16 protein-coding genes are annotated in these 17455 nt (G+C 57.7%); 8 read left to right on the top strand and 8 right to left on the bottom strand.

Annotation, left to right across the window (positions count from 1 at the left end; translation table 11 throughout):
* The first annotated feature begins 8 nt into the window (after nt 1-8).
* Nucleotides 9-1409 (top strand): GABA permease, encoded by a 1401-nt coding sequence (gabP, locus tag AC5SEM_RS12770; RefSeq protein ID WP_495473193.1) that lies wholly within the window; start codon nt 9-11, stop codon nt 1407-1409.
* A 47-nt stretch (nt 1410-1456) separates the two neighbouring features.
* On the opposite strand, the gene AC5SEM_RS12765 is transcribed toward gabP, so the two are convergent.
* Nucleotides 1457-1990 carry an ATP-binding protein gene (locus AC5SEM_RS12765; RefSeq protein WP_495473192.1) on the bottom strand — a complete coding sequence of 178 codons (534 nt, stop codon included), beginning with the start codon at nt 1988-1990 and terminating at the stop codon, nt 1457-1459.
* Nucleotides 1991-2200: 210 nt separating this feature from the next.
* Between AC5SEM_RS12765 and AC5SEM_RS12760 the strand changes: the two genes are divergently transcribed.
* Nucleotides 2201-2614 (top strand): PaaI family thioesterase, encoded by a 414-nt coding sequence (locus AC5SEM_RS12760; protein WP_495473191.1) that lies wholly within the window; start codon nt 2201-2203, stop codon nt 2612-2614.
* A 209-nt stretch (nt 2615-2823) separates the two neighbouring features.
* On the opposite strand, the gene AC5SEM_RS12755 is transcribed toward AC5SEM_RS12760, so the two are convergent.
* A complete protein-coding gene (locus tag AC5SEM_RS12755) occupies nt 2824-3813 on the bottom strand; it encodes a hypothetical protein (RefSeq protein ID WP_495473190.1) in 990 nt (329 codons plus the stop codon).
* A 208-nt stretch (nt 3814-4021) separates the two neighbouring features.
* Nucleotides 4022-5881: an ABC transporter ATP-binding protein gene (locus AC5SEM_RS12750; RefSeq protein WP_495473466.1), complete on the bottom strand. Its 1860-nt coding sequence runs from the start codon at nt 5879-5881 to the stop codon at nt 4022-4024.
* 235 nt (nt 5882-6116) lie between these two features.
* Between AC5SEM_RS12750 and AC5SEM_RS12745 the strand changes: the two genes are divergently transcribed.
* On the top strand, nt 6117-6311 hold the full coding sequence (locus AC5SEM_RS12745) for a hypothetical protein (RefSeq protein ID WP_212621793.1): 195 nt from the start codon (nt 6117-6119) through the stop codon (nt 6309-6311).
* Nucleotides 6312-6321: 10 nt separating this feature from the next.
* On the opposite strand, the gene AC5SEM_RS12740 is transcribed toward AC5SEM_RS12745, so the two are convergent.
* Both AC5SEM_RS12740 and tspO read right to left on the bottom strand, forming a co-directional pair.
* A complete protein-coding gene (locus AC5SEM_RS12740) occupies nt 6322-7308 on the bottom strand; it encodes an alpha/beta hydrolase (RefSeq protein ID WP_495473189.1) in 987 nt (328 codons plus the stop codon).
* Entirely contained in the window at nt 7308-7748 is a 441-nt protein-coding gene (gene tspO, locus AC5SEM_RS12735; RefSeq protein WP_495473188.1) for a tryptophan-rich sensory protein TspO, read from the bottom strand. Before tspO ends, AC5SEM_RS12740 begins: the two co-directional genes overlap by 1 nt.
* 143 nt (nt 7749-7891) lie before the next feature.
* Between tspO and AC5SEM_RS12730 the strand changes: the two genes are divergently transcribed.
* Nucleotides 7892-8158, top strand: coding sequence for a DUF6555 family protein (locus AC5SEM_RS12730; RefSeq protein ID WP_495473187.1), 267 nt, complete (start codon nt 7892-7894; stop codon nt 8156-8158).
* Between the two features lie 80 nt (nt 8159-8238).
* Nucleotides 8239-8637, top strand: a complete 399-nt coding sequence (locus AC5SEM_RS12725; protein WP_495473186.1) for a hypothetical protein — start codon at nt 8239-8241, stop codon at nt 8635-8637.
* Here the strand turns inward: AC5SEM_RS12725 and AC5SEM_RS12720 are convergent, their stop codons facing one another.
* Together AC5SEM_RS12720 and AC5SEM_RS12715 are read right to left on the bottom strand one after the other, a co-directional pair.
* Entirely contained in the window at nt 8638-10218 is a 1581-nt protein-coding gene (locus AC5SEM_RS12720) for an EAL domain-containing protein (RefSeq protein WP_495473185.1), read from the bottom strand.
* 271 nt (nt 10219-10489) lie between these two features.
* Nucleotides 10490-10939 (bottom strand): GNAT family N-acetyltransferase, encoded by a 450-nt coding sequence (locus AC5SEM_RS12715; RefSeq protein WP_495473184.1) that lies wholly within the window; start codon nt 10937-10939, stop codon nt 10490-10492.
* A gap of 160 nt (nt 10940-11099) precedes the next feature.
* On the opposite strand from AC5SEM_RS12715, the gene AC5SEM_RS12710 reads away from it, so the two are divergent.
* The gene (locus AC5SEM_RS12710) at nt 11100-13019 is read left to right on the top strand and encodes a tyrosine-protein phosphatase (protein ID WP_495473183.1); all 1920 of its coding nucleotides are present in this window, start codon (nt 11100-11102) and stop codon (nt 13017-13019) included.
* A gap of 670 nt (nt 13020-13689) precedes the next feature.
* On the opposite strand, the gene AC5SEM_RS12705 is transcribed toward AC5SEM_RS12710, so the two are convergent.
* Nucleotides 13690-14685: an AraC family transcriptional regulator gene (locus tag AC5SEM_RS12705; RefSeq protein WP_495473182.1), complete on the bottom strand. Its 996-nt coding sequence runs from the start codon at nt 14683-14685 to the stop codon at nt 13690-13692.
* Nucleotides 14686-14953: 268 nt separating this feature from the next.
* Here AC5SEM_RS12705 and AC5SEM_RS12700 point away from each other — a divergent pair, with 268 nt between their 5' ends.
* Complete coding sequence (locus AC5SEM_RS12700; protein ID WP_495473181.1) at nt 14954-15757, top strand: 2OG-Fe(II) oxygenase; 804 nt, start codon at nt 14954-14956, stop codon at nt 15755-15757.
* 685 nt (nt 15758-16442) lie between these two features.
* On the top strand, nt 16443-17345 hold the full coding sequence (locus tag AC5SEM_RS12695) for an abortive infection family protein (protein WP_495473180.1): 903 nt from the start codon (nt 16443-16445) through the stop codon (nt 17343-17345).
* Nucleotides 17346-17455 lie beyond the last annotated feature (110 nt).

The following is a 17455-nucleotide window of genomic DNA, read 5'->3' as shown; positions in this document are numbered from 1 at the left end:
AAAAACCAATGATCAGCCCTAACTCCATGGATTCGAGTAGCCAATTGGCGCAGGGCTTCAAGCCTCGTCACGTCACCATGCTGTCCATTGCCGGGATTATCGGCGCCGGATTGTTCGTAGGCTCAGGGCACGCCATTGCGGCGGCGGGGCCGGCGGTTCTGCTGGCTTATCTGTTTTCGGGTTTGCTCGTCGTGCTGGTCATGCGCATGCTCGGTGAGATGGCGGTGGCCAATCCGGACACCGGCTCGTTCTCGACCTATGCCGACCAGGCCATCGGGCGCTGGGCAGGTTTTACCATCGGTTGGCTGTACTGGTGGTTCTGGGTTTTGGTGATTCCTATCGAAGCGCTGGCCTCCGGGCATGTCCTCAACCAATGGTTTCCACAGGTCGATGCCTGGCTGTTCGCCTTGGGCTCGATCATTGCGCTGGTGGTGACCAACCTGTTCAGCGTATCCAAATACGGTGAGTTCGAATTCTGGTTCGCCATGGCCAAGGTCGTGGCGATCATCGGTTTTATCGGTGTTGGTTTTGCGGTGTTGATGGGCTGGGTTCCCGACAGGGAGGTCAGCGGGTTGAGCGGGTTGATGGCCGACCACGGCGGATTTGCGCCCAACGGCCTGTCAGCGGTTGTCGGCGCTTTCATCACCATCATGTTCAGTTTCATCGGTACCGAAGCGGTGACCATTGCCGCTGCCGAATCGAATGATCCGTCGCGCAACATTGCCAAAGCCACGCGTTCGGTAATCTGGCGTATCGGCGTGTTTTACCTGCTGTCGATTTTCGTGGTCATCTCTGTGGTGCCTTGGAATGATCCGTTGCTGGCCTCGGTAGGTTCCTATCAGCGGGCCCTGGAAATCATGAACATTCCCCATGCCAAGTTTATGGTCGACATCGTCGTACTGATCGCCGTAGCCAGTTGCATGAACTCCTCGATCTACATTGCCTCGCGCATGTTGTTTTCGCTCGGTCGTCGTGGCGATGCGCCGAAAGCGCTGAAGGCGACGTCCGCTGCAGGCGTGCCAAGGGCAGCCGTTATCGCCAGCACCGTGCTCGGTGCGTCGATCACCGTGTGGAGCTATTTCATGCCCGCCGGGTTGTTTGAGTTCCTGCTCGCCAGTTCCGGTGCAATTGCCTTGCTGGTGTACCTGGCGATCGCGGTGTCGCAGTTGCGCATGCGGCGGATATTGCAACAGCGCAACGTCGAGCTGACCTTTCGCATGTGGCTGTTTCCCTGGCTGACGTGGCTGGTGATTGTGTTTATCTGCGCGGCGCTGGCGGTGATGATGATCACCCCGCAACACCGCACCGAAGTCACCACCACCATTGGCTTGGCGCTGGCGATTTCCTTTATTGGTCTTTTGACGTCGCGTCATCCTGCGCCAGCGGCGAGGGTCACGTCGGTGGGGTAAGGCCGCAGTTATCTGCGCTGAAGCTGTTGTTGCAACGCGGTTTTGAGCTATTGCGCTAAAGCGTGAATGACATCCGCAGCCATTTGTTCAGTGCTACTGATCCCGTCGACTCGCAAGACCGGGGCCGTTTGCGCCGATAACCATGCCTCGTGCCACGCTCGATTGCGTCCTGAAAAGCCCGGATTGTCGTACTGCGAGGCCCACTCTCGAAAGGCCACATGTATCTCATGCATATCACCGCCGGGTGCAATCCGCTCTCCAAAGCGTTGCTTTTCCCGTGCTGCCAGTCGCTCAAGGCGAATGGGTGTCGGTGTGACTACGAACACAATCAGATCGGCATGGGCAATCAGCGCATCTCCCCAATTGATACACGAGCCGCTCAGCACCCAATCGTCGTCGCCGAGTTCTCGGTGCATCAATGAAACGCGTTCATTGGGCGGTCGTTTAGTCGTGAACGGAGGATTGGTGGGCATCCAGTAATAATCATCGACATCGACGTGTTGCAGGTCGAGCAAAAGGGCCAGGTTCTGCCCCAATGTAGTGACGCCTGCACACGAAGCGCCTGTTATGTAGATACGCAATTCTCCTCCTTGAACAAGAGACTGTTTCGGGTTCGGCAAGGTATCAAGATAGCTGCCCAGGTGTCAGTGCCGCCCATTCAGGGCGCACGGTTTATCAGTGCAGATTCCGCATCCGTATAGTGCTTCCCCCGTTACATGATTCCCCATAAACCTTCCGACTGAATCGAAGTATTCAGGTTAATGACGCCGTCGCCGGCACGCGGAGGGATCATGGACATCACCGCAATTCCCGAAGGATTCACCCCATTCAGCCGCAGCAGCCCGTTGCTCGATTTGCTGGGCCCGATCTACGCAAGAGGTAGCGGGCTGCAATTGGAGCTCGGCTTGTTGACTGACTCACGTCACGCCAATGGCCGGGGCACTTTGCATGGCGGTGTATTGGCGACATTGGCCGATGTCGGTATGGGCTACGCCATGGCCTTTTCCAGCGACCCTCCACAGCCATTGATCACCGCGAGCATGACACTGGATTATCTTGGCGCGGTGAAAATGAATGAGTGGCTGGAAGTGCGTCTTGGATACTCGAAAAAAGGCCGGCAACTGGCGTTTGCTGCTGTTAGTTTGCATGTTGGTGAGCGAACGGTTGCGCGGGCCAGTGCGGTGTTTGCGGTGCCAGCGAGTTGAGCTGTGCCTGCCTATTACGGCATTGGCCGTCGGTAGAGCGCATCTTGATGCACAGCGAGTATTTGAAGGTTAATTCGTCCGGGGGGCGGTGTTGAAAACGCTGATTTGCGACACCAGGCTTCGCTATTCCGGCCCTGGGCGCAGACGCAAAGGAGCCTGACTAACCTCGCCTGCTGTGCACTGCGTTTTTCTTGGCAACCTAGAGGCGACTAACTTACCTCAAAGAGCTGGGAGTGAAATTTAGGATAGAGAGTTAAGCCGTGATTGGAGTAGGTGATTTGCCTAGGTGGGTCGCTGGGAACGTTATAAATATTCTTTGCTGGTTTCGATGCCTTCCAGACGCCAAACATAATGATCTCTGTGCCAGCAGGGATTGCTTGTAACCAAGCCCATTTCCAGGCGCCAACACTGATTGAAAACGAGTTCGCGGCGTTATCTGCGTTCGACTTGTCGCGTTCCGATCCAAGATCTAGCCAGCCAATCTGGTGTTTCGCCTCATCGTCGGGTTCTCGGAACTGTTCTACTGTTCCCACTATTGCGAAAGGGTGACATTTATCCCCTTGTTGATTTGCCATCCTCCACGCCTCTTCGTAACGGCCATGCTCAAAATAAAAATCACTCCAGGAAATTTTTTGCTGCCCAAAACGCAAGATGAGGGTCTGCGCAAGCAGTTTGTCGTCCTCACAGCGCTTACGTAATTTGAGAATATCGGCAGTCGTTCGCAGATAGCTATCCAGTTGAGTACTGGTAGGTTTGTAGTTGTTTGATTTACGTTGCGCGGAGCGCCCGTCAGCCGTTGAATCTACTCCTGTAATTGCTGGCTGATTCTCCCCCCCGATTTTATTGTGCATCAGCAATAGACGCAGTTCCTTCGCTCCTTTGTCCAGCGCGCCGATGAAGTTAGGATCCGACTGAGCGGCCAGAATGGCATTGAGCTGCGCGAGAGCATTGTATTGACAGGTCACGTTGTGATCTGACGATACACTTGCCGTCAACCCTATGTAGGCCGACCTCACCGAATTCTCTTTTTTCGGGTCTATGCGCTGCGGCACGAACCGAACGGGCGTCAGGCAATCTTTCCCGTCGCACCTGAGCGGGGGTATTGGCTGTTTTTTGTCAGACAATTGCTGCAAGGATTGGAGTGATTGCGGCCGGTTGGCAGCATCCAGTGCGGACAGCATCTTGATACCTCTGCTCATTCGCAAAAAAACCTTATGTGGCGAAATCGGACTTATATCTTAGCTGCAGATTGCCCCAAGCCAGCGTTGAAATTGTCGGCCTTGAGCCTTCGCCGCGCAGCGCGATGATGAGCATCAGTGTCAACCATATCGTTGGAAGTTTTGAGAGTCGGGAGGCTACGGGAAGCAGTCGCTCTTGTACGACCGCTCCCATTCGGGCTCAGCCCCATCAAGCCTGATCCATCGCCGCCGCCACGCCCTGATCCTCACCCAGAAACCCACCACTCTGATGCTGCCAGAGCCGCGCATAAATGCCGTTTCTGTTGAGCAATTCAGTGTGCGTTCCCTGTTCGATAATCCGCCCCTCGTCCATGACAATCAGTCGATCCATCGCCGCAATCGTCGACAACCGATGGGCAATAGCGATGACGGTCTTACCCTGCATCATTTCATCAAGACTTTCCTGAATGGCCACTTCGACTTCCGAGTCCAGCGCACTGGTCGCTTCGTCGAGCAGCAGGATCGGTGCGTTCTTCAGCATCACTCGGGCGATGGCGATGCGTTGGCGCTGGCCGCCGGAGAGCTTGATGCCGCGTTCGCCGACCAGGGTGTCGTAGCCGCTGTGGCCTTGCTTGTCGCTGAGTTGGCTGATGAAACCGTCGGCTTGCGCATTGGCGGCGGCGCGGCGGATGTCTTCGTCGCTGGCGTCCGGGCGGCCGTAGGCGATGTTGTCGCGTATCGAGCGGTGCAGCAGCGACGTGTCCTGGGTGACCATGCCGATCGCGCTGCGCAGACTGTCTTGCGTCACGTGCGCGATGTTCTGGCCGTCGATGCGGATCTCACCGCTGTCGACATCATAGAAGCGCAGCAGCAGGTTGATCAAAGTCGATTTGCCCGCGCCGGAACGGCCGACCAGACCGATCTTTTCGCCGGGGCGAATGTGCAGGCTCAAGTTGTCGAGGACCTGGCGTTCGCCGTTGTAGTTGAAATTCACCTTGTCAAAAGACACCGCACCGCCAGCCGGCACCAGCACGGCGGCGTTCGGCGCATCTTGCACTTTGGGGCCACGGGTGAGGGTGGCCATGCCGTCTTGTACGGTGCCGATGTTTTCGAACAGCGACGTCATCTGCCACATGATCCAGTGCGACATGCCGTTGATGCGCAATGCCATGGCGGTGATCGCCGCCACCGCACCAGTGCCGACCTGGCCGAGGTGCCACAGCCACAGGGCATAGCCGCCGGCACCGATAATCAGCCCGACCACCAGCGCCTGATTGACGATCTCGAACTGGCTGACCAGACGCATCTGGCGGAAACCGGTGAGCTTGAAATCCTCCATCGCTGCGCGTGCGAAGTGCGCTTCGCGTTTGGAGTGTGAGAACAGTTTGACCGTGGTGATGTTGGTGTAGGCGTCGGCAATGCGCCCGGTCATCGATGATCGCGCATCGGCCTGTTCCTGGCCGACCTTCCCCAAGCGCGGCACGAAGTACAGCATGGCCAGCCCGAACAGCGCGAGCCAGGCAATGAACGGCAACATCAGTTTCAAGGCAAAGCCACCGGCCAGGGCGATGATCGCAATGAAGTAAACGCCGATGCCCGGTGCAATTTCGATGAGGGTGAACAACACTTCTCGCACGGCCAGTGCGGTCTGCATGACCTTGGTCGTGACCCGCCCGGAGAACTCATCGGAAAAGAACGAAAGGCTTTGCCGCAGCATCAGCCGATGGAAGTCCCAGCGCAGCCGCAACGGCAGATTGATCGCGAGGATCTGGTGCTGAACCATAGTGCGCAGCGCCACCAGGCCGATGCTGATGAACAACACAATGCCTATGCCCCACAGCACACGACTCTCTTGCGCGTTGACTCCACCGCCGGCCTGCCACGTCGAGAGCAGATCGACGACCTGGCCGAGAAAGGAAAACAGCCAGGCTTCGTAGATCGACACGCCGGCACTCAGCAGCGCCAGTGCGAGGATATAACCGCGTGCGCCGCGCGTGCAGGCCCACAGGAACCGCATCAGGCCGACCGGCGGGGGTGGTGTTTCGTCGGGAGGAAATGGGTCGAGCCGTTGTTCAAACACGCGCAGCATTGTGGTCTCCGAAATCATCAGGGTCAGGGGATTCTGCCATTGAATGGCGGTGTTGCGGGTTTGCATGTCACTGACTTGTCCCCACCAAGTGTTATCGCCCGGGATCACTGCGGTGCACAACCCCAAGGATTCCGGGTACATGCCGATCAGCTAAGCTGTCTGCTCAGACGCCTTGAGCAGTGCACGATGCAGCGAACAAATCCGGTTTCATGTTGGGAGTCGATGGGCAAGGGAAATGTTTAATTTCTTTTTGATGTTCCTGTTCGTGCTGATCCCCACGGCGTCGCTTTCACTCGACAGTTATCTTCGCTACCGAGTCGCCAGAAACAAACCGGTGAGCAAGGCGTGGAAGGGCTGTAATCACGTGCTTGCGATCCTGCTGATCATGCAGTTGCTGGGTTTGGCGCTGTACTTCTTTTACCTCGCCTGAGTCTGAACGTTTACGCCAGTTCGTCAGGCACCTTAACGGCCTCGACACGCGCCGAAATCCATTGCCGACTGTAGGCCAGAACGCCCTGAGCAATGGCCGTGGGAAAGTGGATGAAACCGTGAGGCGAGGAGGGCAGCAAGTACATCTCGACCAGCGCCGATTGCGCCCAGCGTTTGGCGATGTTGAGAGTGTCGTCGCGCAGCGGATCGAGTTCGCCGGCAAACAGCAGCGCGGGCGGGAAACCGGCGAAGTCGCCGTACAGCGGCGACAGTGGTGGCTGGCGGCGCTGTTCGTCAGTCAGGTCGGGCGTGAGCAGGCGCAACGCCTCGACCATGCCGGGGCCGTCCAGCACCAGCGTGTCGGCGGGCGCGTTACGTACGCTGGATGTTCCGGTGAGGTCGTAGACGCCGTAATACAGCAATGCGCCGCTGATTCTTTGCAGCAGATCGGGCCATTGTTGCAGCGCCAACAGGGTCGCCGCCGCGAGATGGCCGCCCGCCGATTCACCGACTACCACGACGGGCAGGCCGGTGAACTCAGGCTCTTGTAACAACCAACGAGTGGCGTTGAGGCAATCCTCCAGCAAGCCTTCGATGGGCGTGGACACGGCCAGTCGATAATCCACCGAGACCACCGTTACTTGGCAGCTGTCGACGATGGCCGCGTTGAAGTTGTCGTCCATCTGCGCATTGCCGATCACCCAGCCGCCACCGTGAAAGTCCAGCACCACGCCTTTCGCCGGGCCCTTGGGGCGAATGATCCGCACCGGCACGTTATCAATCAGCTTGCGCTCGGCCGTCAGGCCACACTTGCGCAGCGCGCCTGAGCCGCCGATCTGGCTGACGCGTAACAGCGCCTGAATCAAACGCGGCGTCAGGCGATTGCGGATCTTGAAACGTGGCAGCCAGGCGAGCTTCCTGTTGAAGGCGCGCACCTCATCCAACTCGCGTTCGCCTTGCGGCCACGGTGTTGGAGTACCCCAATTGGCATTGCTCATCAGCGGTTCTTGATCAGGATGGAGAAATTCAACGCGGCGGCCACACACAGCCACGCCAGATAGGGAAACAGGATCAAGCCAGTGATCAGGTCCAGTTGTATCGCCAGCACCACCATCGCCGCAACCACCAGCCACAGCACCGTGAGAATCACCATCGCCGCCAACACCTGATGCGCGCCGAAGAACACCGGCGTCCACAGTGTGTTCAACGCAATCTGCGCCGCCCACAGCGCCAGCACAGTCTGGCTGCCAGGGATCAGGCTCAAGCGGTAACCGGCCCAGGCCAGCAGCAGATAGATAATCGTCCAGGCCACAGGAAACGCCCAGTTAGGCGGGGTGAAGCGGGGTTTGTTCAGCCCTTCGTACCACGGCCCCGGTTTGAACATCACGCCGGTGGTTGCCGCTGCTGCGCAGGCCAGAAGAAAAATGAAGAAGGTCATCGCCGATCCTTGGCTGAAATCAGCCGCTAAGGGGTTTAAGAAAAGGACGCCCCGGCGCGCGAAAAGTTTGCCATGAATTCCAGATTGGTCTGAGGGGCGATTCAATTTGAACTAAAAACTGACCACTGCGTCAGGATAGTCAGTTGCCTTTCTCTACTGACGCGGATGACATCATGTACACCTATCACATCGATTACCGATTCAACGGCGAGCCTCGGACTTTTCTGCTTGAACTCAAGGAGCAGCAGTTGGCCAAGCACGAAGCCGCGATGCATCTGCTGGAACTACATCTGGGCGACGCGGAAAACGGCCTGATCATGCCCACTGCGGATTCGACGGCCGAGGAGATTCTCGAGCAGGCCAAGCGGGTAGGGATTACAGACATCAAGGTTGTCAGCAAAACCAATTGAAGTGTGCAGCAGACGTTGGCATTGGCGGCGATCCATCGCATGCTGCGCGCACACTTCACTGTACGCCCGGAGGGCACGCCTTGCCGACCCTGAGCCGCGCTGATCTTGCTTACGTTCTGCAAATCCTGGAGCAAGACACGATTCACGACTTGAGCCTTATTTCTCAGGCCGTGCAGATGAATCCTCGCGACCTGTTGAATCAAGTCGCGATTGCCATGGCCGATCAGTTCCTTAGCGGTGCACGCGACTTTCACGCATGCGACGCGGTGATGAATCTGTTGTTCGGCGATATCGTCAACCTCGGCATGGATGCCGAAATGCCCGAGCCGGCTTTTTCCATCTACCTCGCGTTTGATTCCGGAGAGCATTGGCACACCGGTGATAACGAGGAGGTCGTACCGTGGGAAAAATGGACGCGACCTGAGCTCGGGCAGATTCTTGATCGGCTGGCGGGTGGCTTGTCCGGGGCTCGTCGATAGTTACACGCTTTCTAGCGCTGGATGGTCGACAAGCACGTTTGCCCGGTCTCGATAGAACCGCAAAAACTCATCCGCCGGCATCGCTTTGCCGAACAGCCAGCCCTGACCAAAATGCACGCCGTGACTGCGCAGGTAATCGCGCTGGGCTTCGGTCTCGATACCTTCAGCAACGATCTGCAAACGTAAACTCTTGGCCATTTCGATGATGTGGCCGGTCACGGTGCCGGTCGCGGCATCCTGATCGATATTGTCGACAAACGACTTGTCGATCTTCAGCACGTCCAGCGGCAATTGCTGCAAATGCTGGAGGCTGGAAAACCCGGTGCCGAAATCGTCGATGGCCGCCAGATAACCCAGTTCACGGGCGCGATTGACGGTGGCGCGGGCAGCATCAATCTCAACGAAGCCGCGCTCGGTGGCCTCTAGCCAGATCTGCTTTTGTTGCACGTCGGCGCGGCGTAACGCAGCGTCGAGTATCGGCAGGAAACGGCCGCTGCTGACGTCCTTCGCCGCCAGGTTGATCGCCACGTGCAGACTGCGCTCCTTGACCAGCAACGGGCCGAGGTCGTCCATCACGTGGTCAATCACTTGATCGGTAATCGGCAGAATCAAACCGCTGCGCTCGGCCAGTGGGATAAACGCATCGGGGCAGACCCGCGTGCCGTCAGAGTGCTGCCAACGCACCAGTGCCTCCGCACCGACGCAGGCACCGTCGCTGAGGCGGATGATCGGTTGATAGTGAACAACGAACTCACGATTGCGCACCGCCAGTTGCAGTTCCGCCAGCGGCGACAGACGTTGCCGGGTGCGGCGCACGATCAGCAACACCAGCACCCCCGCGAGCAAACAACCGATGGGCAACAGCAGTAACTCCCGGCGGATCAAGCCTTGCATCAGCTCATGGCGCGACAGCGCGGCGATGGCGACCCAGTCGCCGCTGTGTACGAGGGTGTAGAGGTAGCCGTCGGCAAGGCCCGAGTGCGGGCCGGAATGCACGCGAGCAAGAAAGTGTTCCGCGCCCGGGCGTGAGGCGCTGATCAATTGCCCGGACGCGGTGCCGACCGCCAGGTGCAAATCCTCATCGAGCATCACATGCAGAAACTGCTCGGGATCGACCAGCACGTTGAACGCCGCGTACTGCAGCGCCATCATCGGTTTCGCCGCAACGATGCGCGACTGCACGCCGAGCGACACACGCACGCCATCCGCGGTGGTGAAGTCCTCGCGCCATGGCGTCGCGTGCTGCCCGACCGGGCCCCAGGAACCGCAGGCGTAAATCTCTTCTTCGACGTAGCCGATCGACTTCACGGAGAGGGTGTTGATGGTCAGCAGACGCATCTCGTCGATGCTTTCCGGCGTGCACGGCGCGAGACGCGAACCCGCGATGGATTTCAGTGCACCGGCCGCTTCACTGAAAGTCCCGTGGGCGCGACTGGAAGCGACGGAAGCGAGGGTTTCCAGGCGCTGCTGCGCCGCCGCCAGATTCAACATCCAGGCGACATAACCAATCAAAAGTACCGGAAGCAAGACACACGGAAGGCCCAGGAGAACGCTCCCCCAGACAATGCGTTTTTTGTTCATGGCGCCACCTTGGCCACAAGGCCTGTGACGTGCGCACAGCACGGCTGTTTTCAGCCACTACAGAATAACGCCGCTGTGTGGGGCAAATATTGCTGTAGATCAACCCAGCGGACTGCGCGGGTGGTTATGTTCAACCGCCGATTCTGCGAACACCCAAGTACCCGTGTAGGAGTGAGCCTGCTTGCGATGGCGGTGGGTCAGACAGTTGATGTGCGAAATGACACTCCGCTATCGCGAGCAGGCTCACTCCTACAGGGGGCTGCCGCTGCGGTCACAACAGCTTCCGCATAATGATCGTGCGTTCGGCCCCGTGATATTCATCCCGAACCCTGTCGAACCCAAGCGATCGATAAAAACCTTCAGCGGTGATCGAAGAGGGCACATGCAGCGTGGTGAAACCCTGGCTGACAGCGACTGACTCAAGCTTTTCCATCAGCCGCTTGCCCAACCCTTTACCCTGACGGGCCGGCGCGACGAACACACTGCGAACCACGTCCTGATCAAGGCTGGCGGTGGCGATGATGTGCTGATTGAAAGTCGCCACATAAACCTGACGTTTGCCCAGCAAGCCCAGAATCGCCTGCGGTGAAAAGCTACGCTGCGCCTGCGCAATAACGTCTGGCGAATAGTCGCGCCCATTGGACTCACGCAAAGTATTCACGATGAGCTCACTGATCATGGCGGCATCTTCGCGTGTTGCCATTCGAATCAGATCTTCCATTTTCGTTAATCCCTGAGACTTTCTCTGCCGGTGGATGGACCAATCACGCACCCCACGGCCCGATCGCGCAGCCATTTCCGTTCAAAGCAAAACTGTCATATTCAGTATCACTTGCCTACCCATAGTGACCAGCCCAACGCTTAAACAATGAGGCTGCACCGTGTTTCAACGTCTTCTGTGTTCGCTGTCCGTACTGAGCCTGTCCATCGCCGCCGCCCATGCTGCCGAGCCCTTGCCGCTCGACACGCCGCGCCTGCAAGGCATGGATAATTTCCGCGATGTCGCCGGCACCACCACCGCGTATTCCACCGCCCACGACGGCACCATGCGCACTGGCGTGTTCTACCGCGCCAACGCGGTAACTCCGACGGCCTCCGACCTGGCGACTCTCAACAGCCTCGGCATCAAAGCCGTCTACGACCTGCGCACCCCCAGCGAAATCGCCGCGACCCCGGACACAATGATCAGCGGAGCGACCTACCAGAACATCGACATTATCGGCTCCACCACCTCCGGCGCGAATATCACCAACATCTCCTTCAAAAGTGCCGCCGACGCCATCGCCATGATGGAGCAGACCAACCGCGCCTTCGTCAGCGACGCCGGCATGCGCGGCCAGTTCAACCAACTGTTCAACGAACTGGCCAGCACCAACGGCGCCCAACTGTTCCACTGCACCGCCGGCAAGGACCGCACCGGCTGGACCGCTGCTGTGTTGCAAAGCATCGCCGGTGTCGACAACGCCACCATCATGGCCAATTATCTGGCGACCAACGACTACACCGCCGCCCGAGTCGCCGCCACGCTCAAAGCGCTGCCGCCGAGCATGGCCGCCATCTACGAGCCGCTGCTCGGCGTGCAGGCCAGTTACCTTCAGGCCGGCCTCGACGAAGTCACCGCGCAATACGGCAGCATGGACAACTACCTCAAACAAGGCCTCGGCCTGTCGCAAGAAACCATTTACGTCCTGCGCGGCAAACTGGTCGAATACAACAGCCTCCCAGGCCAAACCGGGCTGATCGGCAACGCCGCCGCCGGCGCCGAACTGCTCCGCCAATTGCAGAACACAAACCTGTCCGGCACCTACAGCGCCTACAACTATTACCTGCAATCGGCCATCGACGCCGGGACCCTCGGCGGTGTCGAATCCCAGGTCGGCGGCCAGGTTCACGCCGACGCCGCCAGCTACCTGCTGCGGCAAAACGCGATGATCGAACAAGCCGCCGCACCGTTCGCCAGCGGCACTGACCTCAAGGTCGGCCAATACCGCCTCTGGACCACCGCGCTCGCCAGCTACCTCGGCACCGACGGCTCGGCCCACGCCGAAAGCAGCAACGAACACAGCCAAGGCCTGATGGTCGGCATCACCCAGCGCTTCAGCGAACAACTCAGTGCACGCGGCGGCTTCGGCTACAGCAAAGGCACGGTCGGCGGAGCGGGTGGTGAAGCCGATACCGACTTCACCTTCGTCAACATCGGCGCCCGCTACGGCTTCACCAGCCTTGAACAAGGCCTGTTCCTAGACGCCAACGCCAGCGCCGGTTACATCGACTACGACAGCAAACGCGATCTCGGCGGCGGCCTCGGCACCGCGAAGGGCGATACCCACGGTAACCTCAGCGGCGCCACAGTCGCCCTCGGCTACCGCGCCCCTGTCAACGGCATGACCTTCGAGCCGAGCCTCGGTTTCCGCATCAGCCACCTCGACCTCAACGGCTTCAAAGAAAAGGGCAGCGAACTCTCACTCGACGTCGACGACAACAGCGCCACCCGCCGCAGCGCCGTCGCCAACCTCAACGTCGCCTTTGTCCCGGTGACGATGGGCGCATGGCAACTGGTGCCGGGCGTACAAGTGGGTTACGAACGCACACTGGGCGACAGCGAAGTCGACAGCCAAAGCCACCTGCTAGGCCTCGACATCGAACAACGCGCCGCCTTCGACAACCGCGACCAGTTCAGCGGCGGCGCCAACGTCATGGCCAACCTCGGCGCCCTGAGCCTGGGCGCAGAAGTCGGCGCCAATGGCGGCGGCGACAGCCACGGCTTCAACGGCGGTCTAAAAGCCAGCTACGCCTTCTAAAACACACGCGGGATCAAGGATGACCCCCAATCCAACAAACACCCCAAAAACCAATGTGGGAGCGAGCCTGCTCGCGAAAGCGCCAGATCAGCCAACATCAAATCGACTGACCCACCGCGTTCGCGAGCAAGCCCGCTCCCACAAAAGCCCCTCACCCTAACCCTCTCCCGAAGGGAGAGGGGACTGAACGCGTGGATTGGAGGAGTTACACCGACGTGGCATACCGAGTCGAGCTCAAATTTTGAAAAGCCCACCAATCGGCTCGCTCTCCCTCGGGAGAGGGATGGGCGGGCGGCGTTCCGATGAGGGGCACCCCACCACAAAGCCTGCGAGTGTCCCTTGCGCTTGTATATGAACTTGTGGGAGAGGGGACTGACCGAGGCGTCTTGCGTCATGCATCGACCTGAAAGATCGAGGCGATTATGGATTCAAAGCAAGACTCTCAGGTCGGTGTAGATCTTCAATATCCCCGGCTCGGTTCCCTCTCCTTGGGGAGAGGGCTAGGCGGGCGGCGTTCCGATGAGGGGAAAGCAGTCACCGCAAAATCAACTGGCCAACTCGGTCAAACGCCCCCGCGCCCACTCCTCGATCAACCGCGCCGGCGTGCCATCCCCACGCTTAGCAACCCATCGGCGCGGTGCGACGTTTAGCTAAATCTTCTCACCACAAGTTACCTTGCAAACCTGTTACCCAATCGCCCCCGAGCCCGAAACTCCGCCGGACTCACCCCAAAAGCCCCCTGAAAATACCGACAAAACCGCCCCACATTACTAAACCCAAACCTTAACGCCACCTCGGTCACCGACCCCGAACCCCGCTGCTTCAACACCTCATAAGCCCGCTCCAGCCGCACCTGCCGCTGATACGCCACAATCGACATCCCGACAAACCGCCGAAACCCCTCCTGCAACGCCCGCTGACTGACATGGCTCAACCGCGCCAGATCCACACCACTGACCAACTGCTCCGGATGCGCCTGAATAAACTCCACCGCCAACTTCACATGTCGCGGCGCAACCATCGCCGTCGGCCGCCGCAACTCCTCGGAAAAGTTATGTGGCCAAGCCTCCAGCACCGCATCAACCAACATCTCGCGCAACCGCGACGGCATCAACGTCCCGCTGTTGAGCAACAAATCAAACTCCGTCCCCGTGGCTAGATCAATCAACGCCTTGATCCCCTGAAACGCCGCCGAATTCAGATCCACGCTCGGCTCAAAAACGATCTTCTGCAGAATCGGTTTATCCAACAGCGCCGACAACCGCTCAGTGAGCTGATGGCGATTGATCGACATCCCGTGATGCGCGTGATCATCCAGAAAACGCATCGAACGGATATCCGCCTTATCAATCGCCAGCCCAACGTGCGACACCCCGATAGACTCGGTGGCATGGTTGAAAACGATCTTGCCGGCAGTGGGGATAACGAACGTGATCTCATCCTGTGGATCGGGGAAAGCGACGGTGAAATCACCGTGATAATGCATCCGCCGAAAACTCACGCCATCGTGCCGCCCGTAAACGCCGCCGATAATGATGTTCGACGGCAGCGGCGGATTGTCGGCATAACGATTGCCAAACAATCTGGAAAACAGTGCACCGAAGTCGTCCGAACGGAGGTTGTCGGAACGCAGGATAATTTGCTGGCGAACAGGAGACGGAAACACCTTGGCGGCACCTTCGGTTGGGGGCTCTAGGACAGGGGTGAAGGGTAGGGCGCCAAGGAGATTAGCAGGCGTAATATGACGCGTTTGTGACAGCTAGAAACATGCCGTTACAGCACCGCACCACGTTTAGGAAAAAGGACACTCGGCAGGCAAAGGCCAACATGGCAACCTGCTCGCAACTGTACTCAGCAAACAAATAGCGGCGACGCCTCCAGCGCTTGGCCCTGTTTGACATGACCTGAAAGCATTCAAGTTAATTGGAGCGGCAATGCAAGCCAACACACAAACACTCCCCATCACCCTGACCCCCGAACTCGACTTCGACCAAAACGCCGCCAGCGCCTTCGGCGAATCGCTGACCCACGAATACACCCAAGCCACGCCATTCCCACACATCGTCATCGACAACTTCCTGCAAGCAGACGTCATCGCCAGCATCCGCGAACACTTCCCGGTCGAACCGACCAACAACGAACAGACCTACGAGCGCGGCTACAAAGGCCAACTCAAACGCCAGATCAGCCCCAACGCCTGCAGCCCGTACCTGAAAAACGTCTTCAATACCTTCAACTCCGCACCCATGCTGGAGTTCCTAGAAAAACTCACCGGCATTCAAGGGCTCATTCCCGATCCTTATTTCGCCGGCGGCGGATTACACGAAACCAAAACCGGCGGCTTCCTCGGCGTGCACTCGGATTTTCGGCTGAACAAAAAACTCAATGTTGAGCGGCGGCTGAACGTGATCATTTACCTGACCGAGGACTGGCAGGAGGCGTACGGCGGCAACTTGGAGCTTTGGGATGTGGGGATGAAGAAGTGTCTGAAGAAGGTGCTACCGGTTTATAACCGGTGTGTGATTTTTAATACGGATAAGGACAGCAATCACGGGCATCCGGAGCCGTTGACTACGCCGGAACACATCACTCGGCGGTCGATTGCGCTTTATTACTACACGGCGAGTGGGGTGGGTGGGGAGCCGGGGCAGAGGAATAAAACGCACTATAAGCCGCGGCCGAAGGATCGGTGGAGTTTGGGGTATTACTTGAATAAATTGTTTAAGAAGAAGGGGTGAGGAGGTTGCGTAATCAGGGAAGCAGCATTTTTTTTTTGACTGGGTGGTAGCAACTGGTGGTGGTTCAGCTTTCGGCCAGAAGCGGATCCGAGCCCCGCTCCACGACAACTAGGTCGATTCAGTAAATGCGCTGGGCCGAAAGCTAAAGCTGAGGCTGTCACTCGTCAAACAAAGTCCAGCCATGGCGTGAGCACTACATACCCGGTAAAGCCGCGATTTACTTCCCGTTTCCTGTCGTGACGACCGGTGGGTGGCACTTCACCTCGTATTGGAATCGAGATGGGGGGCAAGGTGTCACTCGCGGGGATTTATTTTTCCGATAGAACGGCGTTCTTTGGTGATGCGGAGATCTCGGATGCCACCGAATTGTTGGCAAAGCGTGGATTGCACGCTGACGGAAAAACGGTCTGGATGGCTGATCACTTCAGGGCTGCAGCGGATCTAGTCGCCAAGTGAGCTCTCAGCGACTCAGAGCATTGCAGTGTGGAGATAGAGGACTGGTTTCCTTCTGACGAGGATCGGCAGCGCTTCCTTGATCTCCTGGCGGCAGGCACGGCCGAGCTTCGGGATATGAGCAAGAGCGATAAGGTTTCAGCTTGGTTGACCACTCAGGAGATTCAACCGCAGGCGTAAGATCAAGGCTATCTGCTAGCATGCTGCTATCAAAGATCGCAGGGAACGGTACATGGCAGTCACAGATCTATTTTCAAAGCGTCAGAAGCGGCTACGCGGTGGTGGCCCAGACGTCTATGTATACGACAAGCTCCCAATGCCTCTTCGCATTCAGATGCTTTATATGCTCAACGAGCTCATCGGCGACGAACACGAGTTCTACAAGACTTTAAGTACATGCAATCAAATTGTACATTATGTCGTTAAGACTCTTCGTCTCGAATACGGAAAGCATCACATCGCGACTGACTCTGAAAACGATGATTATCATGAGCTGATTCTGTTTCTTCGAAAAGAGGAAGATATTGAAAGAGTCATGGATGCCATAGAGCTGATCATTAATCAGGCACGTGAATACCCTGATTATGATGAACAGTGCCGTGACTTTATCAATGATCTCAATATAAGATTTCGAGAGCACGGTGTTGGTTATGAGCTCATCAATGGCGAGATTATCCGAATCGACTCAAGGTTTCATCATGCGGTTGTAGTTAAGCCTGCGATCCAGTTCTTGAAGCAACCGGGATTCGAGGGCGCTCAGCAAGAGTTCATCCTTGCTTATGAGCATTACAGGCATGGGCGGCATAAAGAGGCCTTGAACGAAGCCCTGAAGACCGTCGAGAGCACTATGAGGGCTATCTGCAGCGCCCGTGGCTGGGCTTACAAGTCATCAGATAACGCCAAGCGTCTAATAGTAATATTACAGAATGAGCAATTGTTTCCTGCGTATTATCAGAGTCACCTTTCCGCCCTTGTGAGTCTGATGGAGGGGGTTGTCTCGCTAAGAAACAATGAAAGTGCCCACGGTCAGGGCCCGGAGGTTAGGCACGTGAGGGATGATGTTGTGGCTTATGCGCTACACATGACTGCATCAGTTATTGTAATGCTCGCAGGATTACACGCAGATAAACCCTGACCAAATGACACCCTTAAGGTTTCCAGGATTGTAACAGGTACTGAAGTGTTGAAATTGTTCAAGGAAGAGCATGTAGTCGAAGGGTGGTCAGTTATAAGGTTAGGGGCCAT

The organism is Pseudomonas sp. CH61, assembly GCF_059429415.1.
Note: the sequence above shows the minus strand (reverse complement) of the source record. Positions and strands in the feature narration are given on the sequence as shown.

Excerpts from the sequence above, each read along its gene's own strand:
- AC5SEM_RS12740 (WP_495473189.1), bottom strand. The coding sequence starts at position 7,308 with ATGAGCAATGCCAATTGGGGTACTCCAACACCGTGGCCGCAAGGCGAA.
- AC5SEM_RS12755 (WP_495473190.1), bottom strand. The coding sequence starts at position 3,813 with ATGAGCAGAGGTATCAAGATGCTGTCCGCACTGGATGCTGCCAACCGG.
- tspO (WP_495473188.1), bottom strand. The coding sequence starts at position 7,748 with ATGACCTTCTTCATTTTTCTTCTGGCCTGCGCAGCAGCGGCAACCACC.
- AC5SEM_RS12715 (WP_495473184.1), bottom strand. The coding sequence starts at position 10,939 with ATGGAAGATCTGATTCGAATGGCAACACGCGAAGATGCCGCCATGATC.
- AC5SEM_RS12745 (WP_212621793.1), top strand. The coding sequence starts at position 6,117 with ATGTTTAATTTCTTTTTGATGTTCCTGTTCGTGCTGATCCCCACGGCG.
- gabP (WP_495473193.1), top strand. The coding sequence starts at position 9 with ATGATCAGCCCTAACTCCATGGATTCGAGTAGCCAATTGGCGCAGGGC.
- AC5SEM_RS12700 (WP_495473181.1), top strand. The coding sequence starts at position 14,954 with ATGCAAGCCAACACACAAACACTCCCCATCACCCTGACCCCCGAACTC.
- AC5SEM_RS12720 (WP_495473185.1), bottom strand. The coding sequence starts at position 10,218 with ATGAACAAAAAACGCATTGTCTGGGGGAGCGTTCTCCTGGGCCTTCCG.
- AC5SEM_RS12760 (WP_495473191.1), top strand. The coding sequence starts at position 2,201 with ATGGACATCACCGCAATTCCCGAAGGATTCACCCCATTCAGCCGCAGC.
- AC5SEM_RS12750 (WP_495473466.1), bottom strand. The coding sequence starts at position 5,881 with ATGCTGCGCGTGTTTGAACAACGGCTCGACCCATTTCCTCCCGACGAA.
- AC5SEM_RS12695 (WP_495473180.1), top strand. The coding sequence starts at position 16,443 with ATGGCAGTCACAGATCTATTTTCAAAGCGTCAGAAGCGGCTACGCGGT.